The sequence below is a fragment of the Erythrobacter aureus genome (assembly GCF_003355455.1).
Classification (GTDB): Bacteria; Pseudomonadota; Alphaproteobacteria; order Sphingomonadales; family Sphingomonadaceae; genus Qipengyuania; species Qipengyuania aurea.
Genome location: NZ_CP031357.1, coordinates 1,766,167 through 1,779,842, shown reverse-complemented (window position 1 = coordinate 1,779,842; position 13,676 = coordinate 1,766,167). Strand labels below are relative to the sequence as shown.

At 64.5% G+C, this 13,676-nt stretch carries 10 protein-coding genes; 1 reads left to right on the top strand and 9 read right to left on the bottom strand.

Annotation, left to right across the window (positions count from 1 at the left end):
• Window positions 1-4: 4 nt before the first annotated feature.
• Window positions 5-772 carry an inositol monophosphatase family protein gene (locus tag DVR09_RS08725; protein ID WP_115417870.1) on the top strand — a complete coding sequence of 256 codons (768 nt, stop codon included), beginning with the start codon at window positions 5-7 and terminating at the stop codon, window positions 770-772.
• Here DVR09_RS08725 and trxA read toward each other — a convergent pair.
• The 9 genes from trxA to ahcY form a co-directional block, all read right to left on the bottom strand.
• On the bottom strand, window positions 769-1,089 hold the full coding sequence (trxA, locus tag DVR09_RS08720; RefSeq protein WP_115416585.1) for a thioredoxin: 321 nt from the start codon (window positions 1,087-1,089) through the stop codon (window positions 769-771). The two genes, DVR09_RS08725 and trxA, sit on opposite strands and share 4 nt — an antisense overlap.
• A 52-nt stretch (window positions 1,090-1,141) precedes the next feature.
• Window positions 1,142-1,324: a hypothetical protein gene (locus tag DVR09_RS17910; protein WP_369692520.1), complete on the bottom strand. Its 183-nt coding sequence runs from the start codon at window positions 1,322-1,324 to the stop codon at window positions 1,142-1,144.
• On the bottom strand, window positions 1,321-4,620 hold the full coding sequence (gene addA / locus DVR09_RS08715) for a double-strand break repair helicase AddA (protein WP_369692519.1): 3,300 nt from the start codon (window positions 4,618-4,620) through the stop codon (window positions 1,321-1,323). Before addA ends, DVR09_RS17910 begins: the two co-directional genes overlap by 4 nt.
• On the bottom strand, window positions 4,617-7,628 hold the full coding sequence (gene addB, locus DVR09_RS08710; RefSeq protein ID WP_115416584.1) for a double-strand break repair protein AddB: 3,012 nt from the start codon (window positions 7,626-7,628) through the stop codon (window positions 4,617-4,619). Before addB ends, addA begins: the two co-directional genes overlap by 4 nt.
• Window positions 7,621-8,343, bottom strand: a complete 723-nt coding sequence (locus DVR09_RS08705; protein ID WP_174223735.1) for a nucleotidyltransferase family protein — start codon at window positions 8,341-8,343, stop codon at window positions 7,621-7,623. Before DVR09_RS08705 ends, addB begins: the two co-directional genes overlap by 8 nt.
• The gene (locus DVR09_RS08700) at window positions 8,340-9,329 is read right to left on the bottom strand and encodes an aminoglycoside phosphotransferase family protein (protein ID WP_115416583.1); all 990 of its coding nucleotides are present in this window, start codon (window positions 9,327-9,329) and stop codon (window positions 8,340-8,342) included. The genes DVR09_RS08705 and DVR09_RS08700 overlap by 4 nt, the downstream gene beginning before the upstream one ends.
• Window positions 9,326-9,763, bottom strand: coding sequence for a tRNA (adenosine(37)-N6)-threonylcarbamoyltransferase complex ATPase subunit type 1 TsaE (tsaE, locus tag DVR09_RS08695; protein WP_115416582.1), 438 nt, complete (start codon window positions 9,761-9,763; stop codon window positions 9,326-9,328). Before tsaE ends, DVR09_RS08700 begins: the two co-directional genes overlap by 4 nt.
• Window positions 9,760-12,105, bottom strand: coding sequence for a sensor histidine kinase (locus DVR09_RS08690; protein WP_115416581.1), 2,346 nt, complete (start codon window positions 12,103-12,105; stop codon window positions 9,760-9,762). Before DVR09_RS08690 ends, tsaE begins: the two co-directional genes overlap by 4 nt.
• 83 nt (window positions 12,106-12,188) lie before the next feature.
• A complete protein-coding gene (gene ahcY / locus DVR09_RS08685; protein WP_115416580.1) occupies window positions 12,189-13,595 on the bottom strand; it encodes an adenosylhomocysteinase in 1,407 nt (468 codons plus the stop codon).
• Window positions 13,596-13,676: the final 81 nt, after the last annotated feature.

Genomic DNA, 13,676 nt, shown 5'->3' with positions numbered 1-13,676 from the left:
GCTCATGCAGCGCGTGACCGAACTGGCGATCATGCCGCGCTACCGCAATCTTGCCGCGGGCGAAGTCGAGGACAAGGGCGGCAACGATCCCGTAACCATCGCCGACAGGGAAAGCGAAGCGCTGCTGCGCGAAGGTCTGCTGCAAATCGACAGTACGCCGGCCTTCGTCGGCGAGGAAGTGGCTCATGCCGATCCCGCGGTGCTCGACCGGCTCGACCGGCCCTGCTGGATCGTCGATCCGGTCGACGGAACGCGCAATTTCGCCACTGGCAAGCCGCCTTTCGGGATCATCATTGCGCAGGCAATGGACGGCGAAGCGCAGTCCGGATGGATTTACGATTGCCTATCGGGCCGCTTCTGCGCCGCGCATAAGGGAAAAGGCGCCACCATCGACGGCGGGCGGATCGTTGCGCGACCGACCGGAAAGGCGCCGCCAATCGGCGCGATCTCGCTGATCTTCATGGAAGAGGAACGCCGCGAGGCCACGCGCCGCCATATCTCGCCCAATTACGAACTGGTCGACATTCCGTTTTGCGCGGCTGAGCAATACCCTCGGCTGGCGCTGGGTGTAAATGACGTCTCGATCTTCGAGCGCACGCTCGCCTGGGATCACGCGGCGGGCGTTTTGTGGCTCAACGAAGCGGGCGGCAAGGCAGCAAGGCCCGACGGATCCGCTTATCGTGTCGACCAGTGGGATCGGCCGGGCCTGTTGGGTGCGGCAAGCCCGGCCCTGTGGGACGAACTTGCCGAACTATATGCGAAAATGAATTAAAGTTCGCTTTCAAGCCACTGCTTGAGCTGGCCTTTGGGCGCCGCGCCGCGCATCTGCGCCGCCGGTTCGCCATTCTTGAACAGCACCAGATAGGGAATCGACTGGACACCCATTTCGCCAGGAATGCCGGGGTTCTCCATGATATCCATCTTGGCAATGGTGACCTTGTCGCCCAGTTCCTCGCTCAGTTCCTCGAGCGCGGGTGCGATCATCTTGCAGGGACCGCACCAGTCAGCCCAGAAATCGACCAGCACCGGCTTGTCGCTTTCGAGCACGTCGGACTTGAAGCTGGCATCGGTAACGGCGGTGGTTGCCATGGGGTATCTCCTGGAAACATCGTATAGCGCCCGATGTGGGCGGCAGTCTGGATTACTCAATGGGTGGCAGGGCAAAACTTTCCTGCGTCTCCGCAAACGCGTCCTTGTAGGCGGCAAGGCGGGCGACCGGCAAGGCGAAGAGCTGCGGCGTCTGGGTATAGAGCACGGCCGCCTCGATGGCGCGTCCCGGATATATGATTTCGAGCGCGGCGACATAGGCGGCCATCTGCTTCATCGTGCTCTCGGGTATCGCGTCGAGCGATTGGGGGGCCTGCGAGCGGTTTTGAAGTCGACCACGGTGACTTTCTCGGAAGTGACCAGCAGGCGGTCGGCGGTCCCCATGACCACCTGCCCCTCGACCGTCGCGGCAAGCGGGACCTCGGCCAGTGCCTGCGGCCCGAAGACCTCGGCAAATTGCGGATCGTCGAGCACGGCCAGCGCACTGCTTAGCATTTCCTCGCGCTCGACCTCCCCCAGATCGGCAGCCTGCCGGGCAAGCCACTCGCGGGCTTTTTCCGCACGCGCATCGGGTGCGATTTGCGGCATCCGCTCGAGCAGGGCATGGATCAGCGTGCCGCGCCGCGCCGCCTCGCTCGCCTCGCCCGGCGGAAGCGGCGGGTCGCTGCCCTCCAGCTCACCCAGACCCGATGGGGCCAGCGGGCGCGGCGGGCGCGGTTCGGGGCCGATAGGCGCAAGCGCCCAGGCGGGGAGTACCGGTGCGGCAGTGGCCGCCGAGACCTCAGAAGCGACTTTCACGCTCGGTGCCCTCTCGCCGATCTCCCAGCGGGCACCCCAGATGTCGTCGGCAAGGCCCTCGTCCTCGCCGAACAGCGGCTCGAGGCGCGCATACCAGCTGTCCTCATGCGGACCGTTCCGGGCATCGCGCGGGCCGAGCGAGCCGGTGATGAACAGCGCCTCCTGCGCGCGGGTCAGCGCGACATAGAGCAGCCGCCAGTGTTCCTGCATCGCCTTGGCTGCCTCGGCCTCGTCGGCCAGCGCCACGGGGCCGACCTTCTCGTCCTTGCCGAGCCCCGGCAGCGGCACTTCGCGCAGGCTATCGCTGCCTGGCAGCTCCTCGCGCAGCACGAGGTCGCCCGCGCCATCGGGACGGATCGCGGCATCGGCGAGGATGACGATCGGCGCTTCCAGCCCCTTCGAGCCGTGGACGGTCATCACCCGGACCTGGTCCCCGCCCTCGCCCGCCTCGCGCTTCAATTCGCCGTCACCTGCGTCCAACCAGCGGATGAAGCCCTGCAGGCTTGCCACATGCGCGCCGGCATAGGCGTTCGCGGCGTTGAGCAGTTCGTCGATCGGATCGTTCGCCTCGCGCCCGAGCCGCGCTACCAGATTGCGGCGACCGTCCATCGGCCCGATCAGTATCCAGTGGAGCAATTGTTGCGGGCTGTCGTAATCCGCACGGCGCAGGATTTCGCGCAAGGTCGCGACGGTTTGGGCGACGAAAGGATGCTCGCTCGCGCGTAGATGCTCCCACAACCTCTGGCCCTTGGCGCGGTAGCCGTGTGTAAGCAGGTCTTCCTGGCTCCAGCCGACCAGCGGCGAAACCAGCAGGCTGGCGAGCGTCAGATCGTCGAGCGGCTGCGCGGCGAAGCGCAGCGCCGCCATCAGGTCCTTCACCGCCAGCGGATTACCCAGGCGCAGCCGGTCGACCCCTGCCACCGGTACGCCGTGACGGTACAGCCGCGCGACGATCAGCGCGGCCAGTTCGCGCCGCTTCTGGACGAGGATCATGACATCGCCCGCCGTGGCGCGACGCTTCTTGCCCTTCGATAGCGTGAAGCCCTCGCCTTCCGGGTCTAGCCATGCGGCCACCTGTTTCGCGATATTGTCCGCTAGCTTCCGGTCGTGTCGGCCGAGCCACCCTTCCCGCTCGCCGTCCTCGTCCTCTTCCTCGGCGACACGCACCACCTGCCACAGGCTGACCAACCCCGGTTCGCGGCTGCCACTATGCGGGTCGGAAGGCGTATCGAGACCAAAAGCATCGCATCCGATCGCATCGATCGCGCGGTCCACAAAGCCGAGCACTTGCTGGTTGGTGCGATAGCTGCGGCCGAGGCCGTATTTCTCGAGCGGGCGTAAGCGGGGGCCGCCACGTATCGAACCCGCCGCCTCGGTTGCACCGCTGATCCTTGCGTCGAAATAGTCCCGCGCCTCGCGGAAATTTTCCGGACTCGTGCCCTGGAAACCGAAGATCGCCTGTTTGTAATCGCCAACCGCGAAGATCGTCCGCACCGCCCCGCCCTGCGCGCCCTCGCCATCGAAATAATCGTCGGTCAGCGCTTTCACGATGTCCCATTGCGCGGCATTGGTGTCCTGCGCTTCGTCGACGAGGATGTGGTCGAAGCTGCGGTCGAGCTTGTAACGGATCCAGTCGGCCATGGCGCTGTCGGACAGCAGAGTGGCCGCCCGCGCGATCAGATCGTCGAAATCGACCAGCCCCTCGCGCTCCTTGGCCTTGTGCCAGGCAAGGGCGAACGCGCGTCCGGCCTCGAGCTGCGGCGCGAGGAAACCGGCGAGACCGAGCAGCGCCCGCCTCTCGCCGACCTTCGCCACCGCCTCGGCGATCGTTTGCTGGTTGTCGGGAAAGGAGGGATCGGCCTTCTCCGCCCCGCCCATCTTGCGAGGGCTTCCGTCCTTCTTGAGCAGCGTGTCGAGGAAACCGTCGAGCCTTGCTAGGCGCGCTTCTGCATCGCCTTGCAGCCAGCCGTCGATGAAATCCGCTGCCGCCTGTCCGGTCTTGGCCGGCCATGCACGTGTTGCCGCTTGGCATGCCCGCAGAGTGGAAACGGGAAAATCTCCGTCCGAGCACGCCTCTGCCACCCACGCCTCGTCCGCATCGGCGGGAATTCCGAGCAGCCGGTGTACGCGCTGCCCCATCGGTGGCTGCCAGCTTCCCGGCCCTTCCCACAAATCCATATGCCGTGCGCAGCGCATCAGCCAGCCGCGTACCGCATCGGGACCCTTGCGCTTGCTCATTTCGGCGATTGCCGCGGTGATGCGGGGATCGCCCTCGGCCAGCAGGTCGGACAGAACCTCGCGGCTCAGCAGGTCGCGCTCGCGGTCCTCCATCGGGCGCGATCCCGGCAGAATGCCCGCCTCGCCTGGAAAGGCTGCGAGGAGATATTGCGCGAAGGCATGGATCGTATCGATGCGCAGCCCCCCACCCGGGCAATCGAGCACGCGGGCGAACAGCGAACGCGCGCGAGCCTGCGTTTCGGGATCGATAGGCGCACCGAGATAGCCAAGCTCTCGCGCAAGATCGGTGCTCTTCAGCCGCACCCAGCGCGCGAGCACTGCATTGACGCGCACTGCCATTTCCGCCGCGCCCGCCTTGGTGAAGGTAAGGCACAGCACCTGCGCAGGATCGGCCCCCGGCTCGAGCAGCAGCCGCAGCACGCGCGCGGACAGCACCTGCGTCTTGCCCGTTCCCGCGCTCGCAGAAAGCCACACGCTGCCCAGCGGATCGACCGCGAGGCGTTGCTTGTCTTGCAGTTCGTAGACGGTCCCGCTCATGCCTCGTCCCCACCGTCCTGATGGGCAATCCATTCATCGAGGCGCATGAGCTGGTCGTAAGTGTCGTAGGCCGGGTAGTCGGGGTTCTCGCGCGCCGTGAAGGGATCACGCCCCTTTATGAAGCGGTTGATCGCGAGCGCGAGCTTGTCGGCGGCGAGTGGCAGGAAATCCTCCGGCAGCACGCCCGAGGTCTTGCGCCCAACCTTCAGCGGAACGTCGACATAGCCGAAACCGAAGGGATTGTCGTCCTTCGCCTTGCCCAGCGACCAGTATTCATAGCCCTCCGGATCGCCCGAAAGTCCTTCGAACCCGCCGCGTTCGGCGATGAGGCCGAGAATACCGAGTTGCAGTGCAAAGCCCTGTTCGACCATCGACGCGCTGGGCGGTTTTCCGGTCTTGTAATCGATGATTGCGAGGCTGCCGTTCTCCAGCCGGTCGATACGGTCGGCACGCCCGTGAACCGGCACGCCTTCGAAACTCATCCGGCCTTCCTTTTCGACTGCAAGCACGCGGCGACCCTCGTAGCTCTCGACCTCGTGCTCGACCCACTGAAGCGCGGATTCGAGCCGCGGTTGCCACAGCCCGCGCATCAGCGGGTCGGCATTCTCCTCGTCGAGCACAGCCTCCATGATCGGCCCAAGCGGCGCGCTATTATCCTTCTCGCGCGCCTCGTGCCAGCGCTGCAGGATGGTATGCGCGACATTGCCCTGCCACAGCGCTGATGGCTCGGCATCGAGAACGTCGAGATCGGACAGGCCCATGATCTTGCCCGCGTAGAACTGGTACGGATCGCCCAGTAGCCGGTCGAGCGCGGTGGCGGAAATGTCGACGTCGCGCTGTTCGGGCGTGGGGTCGGGCGCAGGACGCGGATAGCGTGCGGCCATGGGGGCGCGGGTCATGGCGCGCGCGAGATCGACCGCCTCCTTTTCCTCATATCGGTCCAGCATTTCTCCGAGCAGCGCCTGTACCCGCAGCAGGAACCGCGACGGGATGGCGGGGCCGGCCTCGTCGCGCTCCGAACGCGAAAGCACGACCTCGGGCGCCCCCATGGCCCCAGCGAGATCGTGCGCGGACAGGCCGATGCGGAAATCGGAACCGGGAACGCCCAGCGCGCGCAGGACCGGCGGTGCGAGCAGCGCATCGACTCCGCCCCGCGTTGGCCAGACGCCCTCGTTCAGGCCGGCACAGATCATCAGCTCCGCCCGGTTCATCCGACTTTCGAGAAGGCCGAGGATCTGCACACGCGCATGGCCGCCATAGGGTGGCCGCACCGCGACCTGTTCCATCGCATCGCGCAAGGCAATCGCGGCATCTCCGGGTGCGAGGGCAAAACCCGCCTCGCGCGCATGAAGGCGAAAATCCTCGACGAAAGCGGCGAGCGCGCGGCCGTCTTCCTTGGCCCACAGCATCTCACCGCATAACGCCTCGCCGGTCGCCGCCAGCATATCGAGCAGTTCGGCGAGTGAAACGTGCGGCCGATCGCTCGGCGAAAGCAGCGGATCGAGTGCCTCTTCGACGACGGCAAACCACTCCCCGACCCGCGCATGCCGTTCGGCCAGTCTGGCGGCAATCTCACCGATCGGTTTGAGGCCACCCGCCCTGCGCGGTCCGCGCAGTTCGCGTTCGACGCGGCGCAACTGGCGCAGCCACACACCGCGTTCCATCCCGCCATCGACCAGCGGGTGTGCCAGAAGCGCCATCAGGGGCACGGGAGGAGCCTTGTCGGCCATTATCTCGGCAAGCAGCAGCAACAGGCGACCGGCGGGTGTTTGCGACAGGGGCCGCCCCGCAGAATCATCGGCTGCAATATTCCAGCGGTCGAGGTGATGGACCACGCGCCGCGCCAGAGCGCGGTCGGGCGTGACCACGGCAACGCGCTTTTCCGGTTCCTCCAGCGCCTCGCGCACCAGCAAGGCAATAGCCTGCGCCTCCTCTTCCGGATTGGCGCATGTCAGGATCCTGACGCCCGAGAGGCGGCGTTTTTCGGCTGGCAGATCGACCCAGCCCTTGCTCGCTTCCGGCGGGAGGAACAGCGACCCGATCGCATGGCTGCGCTTCGGCGGCGCGGCGGCAAGACCCTTGCGATGCCAAGGCTGCACTTCCTCGCGCCCGATGCCCATGCGATTGAGCAGCAGCTTGAGATGGTATTGCGGGTGGGTTACCGCATCGTCGCGTGCGAAAGGCGTATCGCCAGGCTCCGGTGCTGCACCCGCCCGGCCCAGTTCGTCCCACACCGGCTGGGATATAGTGAGATCGAAATCGGGCAGGACGACAGCGCCGTTTTCCAGATCGGCGATGACCCGCAGCAGTATCGCCAGCGAGGGCGCCGCGCTGGTCACGCCGACAGCGACGATGGGTGTTTCCGGAGGATTGTCTTTCCACCGCCGTCCGGCCCATTCGAACAGGCGATTGCGCCGCGCGGCGGCATCGAGCAGCCCCTCGCGCGCAAGCTCCTGCTTCCACAGGATCTGGACTGCCGAGAAATCCCGCAGGCTGTTCTGCCAATGGGCGGACAGATCGGGATAAATGCCCGTCACCGCATCATCCAGCAGGTCTGCGGGATCGATATCTTCCACCAGGAGCCGATCCATCGTCGCCCCGGCCTCCCGCGCGAGGCGCAGCAAGGTCGCCCCCTTGGGTGCGCGCTCGCCCATCACGCCGCTCAAGAGCTTCGCCAATTCGAACAGGCGCCGCTGAGGATCGATGGCCGGCGGTATGTCCGCCGCACCCAATGGATCGAGCAACGGGCCGAGCGTTTCATCGAGGTCGAGATCGCCGACGACCGCCATGCGCGGCATCAGCAGCCCCGGTCGGCCCATTTCGCGTGCGTGACGGATGAAGGCTTCGGAAATCGTCCGGCGCGCACGGCTGCTAGGCACCAGCAGCGTCAGTCTCGCCAGCCCGAATTCGGCATCGACATAAAGCGGGACGAGGCCCGCAACCAGCGCATCGGCGAACCCGCGATGCGCGGCGATCGAATAGACCTTCGGCTGTGCGCGCTCAGCCACCCGTGAGCGCCTCCTCGGTCGGGCGGATATGGGCGGGCGTGCCGACTTCGTACCACTGGCCGGTAAAAGCCACACCGAACAGACGTCCCTCGGCGATGGCCCGGTCCCACAACAGATTGGTGGAGAACTTGCCGTCCGGCGCATCGCGCAACAGGCGGTGCGAGACGATCTGAATGCCGGTATAAATGAACGGCGCGATCCGGCCCGGCAGCTTGCGCTTCAACTGCCCCGAACCATCCATGTAGAAATCGCCCGTGCCATCGAAATTGAAGGCGCGCGAATGGGTAACGACCAGCAGCAACGCATCCATCTTCTGCGGATTCCAGCGCGCCGACAGGTCGGCAAAAGCATTGCGCGGGCCATCGAGCCAGATGCTGTCGGCATTGCAGGCGAAGAACGGGTCGGGAAGCAGATCGTCCGCCCGGGCTTTAACCATGCCGCCGCCGGTTTCGAGCAGAAGATCGCGCTCGTCGGAGAAGGTAATCGCGGGAGCCTTGCGCTGCCCAACATGTGCCTCGATCGCATCGGCAAGGTAGTGGACGTTGACAACCGCCCGGCCCACGCCCGCTTCCTCCAGCCGGTCCAGCGCGCGGTCGATCAGGGCCTTTCCCGCTACGCGCACCAGTGGCTTGGGCGTGGCGGCAGTCAGCGGGCGCATACGCTTGCCCAGTCCGGCGGCCATCAGCATGGCAGTATCGGAAGCGAGCTTCGTCACTGGATTTCCCCTCCGAAAGTATCGCGAATTTCCTGCGGGATGTTGGCCGCGAACCACTCGGCCACGGGTGCCATGCCCTCATGTGCAAGATCGCGCTCCATCGCCCTCCAGACCCGCGGGATCATCGCGAGATAGCGAGCCTTGCCATCGCGCTTCCACAGGCGGGTGAAAATGCCGACGATCTTGGCATTGCGCTGCGCGCCCAGTCGCGCATAATCCGCCTCGAAATTCTCGCCCGGCTGCGCCGCCACGCGGTAATGCTCGAACATTGCGGCTTCGAGTTCCGGCGACACGTCGCGGCGTGCATCCTGCAGCAGGCTGACCAGGTCGTAGGCCGGATGGCCGACGAGAGCGTCCTGGAAATCGATCAGCCCCTGATCTCCACCAGGTTTGCCGGGTTCTAGCAGCATGATGTTCTCGGCGTGGTAATCGCGCAGTACGGTAACGCCGGGATTCTGCCGATCAAGCAGCGGAGCGAGCGCCCGTTGCCACGCCTCGACCCAGCCCTGGCCATCCACGGCAAGGCCCATCGCCGGGCAATACCACTCGACGAATAGGTCCACCTCGCGCTGGTAAACAGCCATGTCGTAGGGCTCGAACGGCCCGGGCGGCAGTTCGTGCAACCGCACCAGCGCATCGATAGCCCTGGCGTAGACACCGCATTCTTCGTCGGAGTGGTCGTCGACCCGCTCGCGCATACGCTGATCGCCGAAATCCTCGATCAGAACCCAGCCTTCCCCTGCGTCTTCGGCGAAGATATGCGGAGCGCGCATCCCGTTGTTCTCGAGCCAGTGCGCGACTTGGAGGAAGGGCTTCGGATCCTCGTGCGGTGGCGGCGCATGCATCAGCATTGCGCTCCGTCCGGCCATACGCAGGCGGAAATAGCGACGAAAACTGGCATCGCCGACAAGCGGGGCGATTTCCGCCCCTTCCCATTCGGTATCGCCAAGAAAGCTATGTAGGCCGTCGGGCAGCGCGTCACTCATGGCCAACGGCTTTGCCAAGATGTACCGGGCGTTACAACGGCTTCGCGCCCGTCTCCCACTTTTTCGAGCGCTATCGAAAGGCAACCCGCCTCGTGTGCGAAACCACCTGCGTGATCGGGCCATTCGGCAAGCAGCACGGCCCCTTCGCGATAGTCGTCGAGGCCGAGTTCCTCGACTTCGGACGGATCTTCCAGCCGGTAGAAATCGGCGTGAACGAGCGGCAGCCGCGTATCGTCATAGGTCTCGATAATCGTATAGGTGGGCGACGGCACTTCGCCGACATGGCCGAGCGCCGCCACGATCGCTCGCGCCAAGGTCGTCTTGCCGGTGCCCAAGGTCCCCGTCAGCGCTACAACGTCTCCTGGAGCCAGTTTTCCGGCGATCCGGCGGCCGAAAGCGTCCATGGCTACAAGGTCGGGAAGTGCGATCCTCATGGCAGGGTAATGGTGGCGGTGGTTCCGCCATTCTTGCGGCTTTGAATGTCGAGCGTCCCATCGTGTGCCTCTATCAGCTGCCGTGCGAGCGGGATGCCCAGGCCTTGCCGACGTTCGATACCCTTGCCGCCCGGCGCCATCCGAATCCCTTCGAGTGCGCGCGCCAGTTCATGCTGGCTCATCCCACGCCCATTGTCGGATATAATGATTTTCGTTTCGCCGCGCTTGCGCCCGATATCGACAACGATCCGGCCCCCCCGCGGAGTTCCTTTGATGGCATTGTCCAGCAATTGGGAAATCGCGCGGCGCAGTTGTTGCGGATCGGCCGTCACCGACTTGTCGGGGTTGCCTTTCAAATCCAGCGTCAGTTCGCCATCAAGAATGCGGCCTTCCTGCTTGCGAACGATCTGGGTGATGAAGGGTAGCAGCTCGAGCTCGGTCTTGCGCAGCGGCATAAGGCCCGCTTCGGACTGCGACAGGTCGAGCACGTTCTCGACCTGCTCGGTAAGTTTGCCGACCGACAGCGAGATTGCCTGGGCATATTCCTTCGCCTGCGGGGTCAGCTCGCCGGCAATTCCACTCGTAAGCAGCTCGGCGAATCCTCCGATCGAAGTCAATGGCGTCCGGAATTCGTAGCTCATATTGGCGAGAAAGCGTGTCATCACCGCATCGGCTTCTTCCAAAGCGCGGTTGCGTTCGCGAAGCGCCTCTTCCGCCTGGCGCGAGGCCGTGACGTCGAGCACAGTCAATAGGCCATTGCCATCGGGCAGCGGCACGCCTGCGAAATCGAGCGTGCGGCCATCGGACAGTTCGATGCGGTCATCACTTTTCTTGCGGTCCAGCGTCGCCGCGCGGATGACCTGGTTGATGCGCGACACGGCTGCCGGATCGGCAAGGTTCTTGGCGATCGCTTCGAGTAAGTCCTCAGCCTGCGGATGCCCGTCCAGAACCTCGGGATCGATCCCCCAAGCGCCCGGAAAGCCGCGATTCCACAGCTCGAGATGTCCATCGGGTGCAAAGACCGCGAGCGCCTCGAACAGATTGTCGAACGTCGCCGTGCGAGTGCGGAGCAAAGTGTCGCGCGTGGCGGACAGCGCGAGTTGTTCGGTGCGGTCTTCCGCGATCATTACCAGGCCGCCATCGGGCAGCGGCTGCGCGATAATCCGCAAATGGGTGCTATCGGGCAGCGGCCACGCTTCCTCATGCGGTTCGTCGCGCAGGAACCATTCGGCGAGCTCGTTGCGCCAGGCGGGGAAATCGCGCACTTCGGGAATGCGACCGTTTTCGCGGGCGATCAGCAGCATCTGCTGGAACGTCGTCCGCTCGTTCACCACACCGGGAGGCAGGGCGAACACGCGGTGGAACGGCTGGTTTGCAAATGTCATGCGGTGCGCGGCATCGAACTGAGCAACCCCGATCGACAACTGATCCAGCATCGAACGCTGCGCTTCGCGGAAGGCCCGGAACTCGCGCGCCTGCTCCTCCATCTCCTCGATATCGACCGCGTATCCGGCAATCCCCTCGCCCATCAAAGGCAGGTCGGTAACGCGAATGGTGCGACGCGCATTGTCGATCGTGGCGCTCAGGATACGCTCGATCGGTTGGCGGCGATCGGCAGCCTGCTGCGCGACCTGAGCTGCGGTTCTGCCATTGACGGTTTCGACGAGTTCGATCTGGTCGGCAACGACCTGATCGGCGCTTTCGGCGCCGACTGCGGAAACATAAGCCTTGTTGACCAGCCGCAAGAGCATGTCCGCACCGCGGAACCACATCGGCATGGGGGCGGCTTCGATCAGACCGACCAGGGCACCGAAATCTTCGCGGGCGCGCGCTGCCTCTTCCCGCAATTGCGCAAGCTCCGCCTCGCTGTCGCTGAAATCGAAGACCCAGACCAGCGCCGCTCCACCGGGCGAAACTGCGGGATCCGCCAGCGATCCATGCATAGCCAGCGACTTGCCAGATCCCGGCACGACGGCAACCTCCATGCGAAACGGGCGTGCCGTCCTCTGGGTACGGCGGACATTGCGTGTGAGATCGTCGATCTGCTGCTCGGTCAGCCCGCGCCCGTCGGGACCGGACAATTCGCTGAGATAATCCGGGACCTTGTCAAGCCCGATCCACCGCGCGAGGCGATCCGGAGCCTCGATACGGCCATCCGCCCGGACGAGCAGTGGTATGGCCGGACCCTCCTCGATCAGGCGCGAAAGCCGAAGGGCAAGCTTGCGGCTGGCGAGCGATTTCTGCTCGCGACCGCTGGCACGCAACATCACCCACACCGCACCGGCGGTCCACAGCGCAAGCAAAAGGCCAAGCAAGGCCGACAATGCGGGAGAACTTTCCATTACCCGCCAGCTATGCCGACCCGCGCGGGAGTGCAATGCCCCCGCGCGAGTTCATGCGATGCAATTTCCGTCGCTTGCGACGATCAGTAGCGGTAATGTTCGGGCTTGAACGGCCCCTCTACCGGCACGCCGATGTAGTCGGCCTGCTTCTGGCTGAGCTGAGTCAGCTTAACGCCAAGCTTGTCGAGATGCAGCGCAGCGACCTTTTCGTCGAGGTGCTTGGGCAGAACATACACGTCGTTCTGATATTCGTCGCCCTTGGTCCACAGTTCGATCTGCGCCAACGTCTGGTTGGTGAAGCTGAAGCTCATCACGAAGCTGGGATGGCCCGTCGCGCAGGAGAGGTTCACCAGTCGCCCCTTGCCGAGGACGATGATTTCCTTCCCGTCGGGGAACTTGACCAGGTCGGTGCCCGGCTTCAATTCGTTCCACTCGTAATTGTCGAGCGCCGAGATCTGGATCTCGCTGTCGAAATGGCCGATATTGCAGACAATCGCCTTGTCCTTCATCGCCTTCATGTGCTCGGCGGTGATGACGTGTTCGTTACCCGTGGCGGTGCAGAAGATGTCGGCGACCTTCACCGCTTCTTCCATGGTCACCACTTCGAAACCGTCCATCGCCGCTTGCAATGCGCAGATCGGATCGATTTCGGTCACAAGCACGCGCGCGCCGCCATTGCGGAGCGACTGGGCGCTGCCCTTCCCGACATCGCCGAAGCCGGCGACACAGGCGACCTTGCCCGAAAGCATGACGTCGGTCGCGCGGCGGATCGCATCGACCAGCGATTCGCGGCAGCCATAGAGATTGTCGAACTTCGACTTGGTCACGCTGTCGTTCACATTGATCGCCGGGAACGGCAGCTTGCCCTGCCTGGCGAGATGATAAAGGCGATGAACGCCGGTCGTGGTTTCCTCCGACACACCGACGATGTTCTTGACCGATTTGGTCAGATAGCCCGGCTTGGCCTTGATGAAGGCCCTGAGCGCGCGCTGGAATTCGATTTCTTCGGCATTCTGCGGTTCGGGCAGTCCCTCGCCCGCCTCTAGGCGCGCGCCCCACAGGGCGAACATGGTCGCATCGCCGCCATCGTCGAGAATGATATTGGCCGTACGGTCGGCATCGTCTTCGGTCGACCAGTCGAAGATCCTGCCGACATAATCCCAGTAATCGGCAAGGCTCTCGCCCTTGATCGCGAACACCGGAATATCCTGCGCGGCAATGGCGGCAGCAGCATGATCCTGCGTCGAGAAAATATTACAGGTAGCCCATCGTACATCGGCTCCGAGCGCGACCAGCGTTTCGATCAGCACGGCGGTCTGGATGGTCATGTGGAGCGACCCGGTGATCCGCGCACCCTTCAGCGGCTTCTCCGCATATTCCTCACGCAGCGCCATCAGCCCCGGCATTTCGGTTTCTGCAATGGCGATTTCGGCGCGGCCATATTCGGCGAGCGCGATGTCCTTGATCACGTAATCGGTAAATTCGGTCACGAAGTAGTCCTCGGCTTTCGGAATCGTGGCTGCACTAAAGACAGGGCAGCCGCCCTATTGACGCCGCCCCTAGGCTTTCAG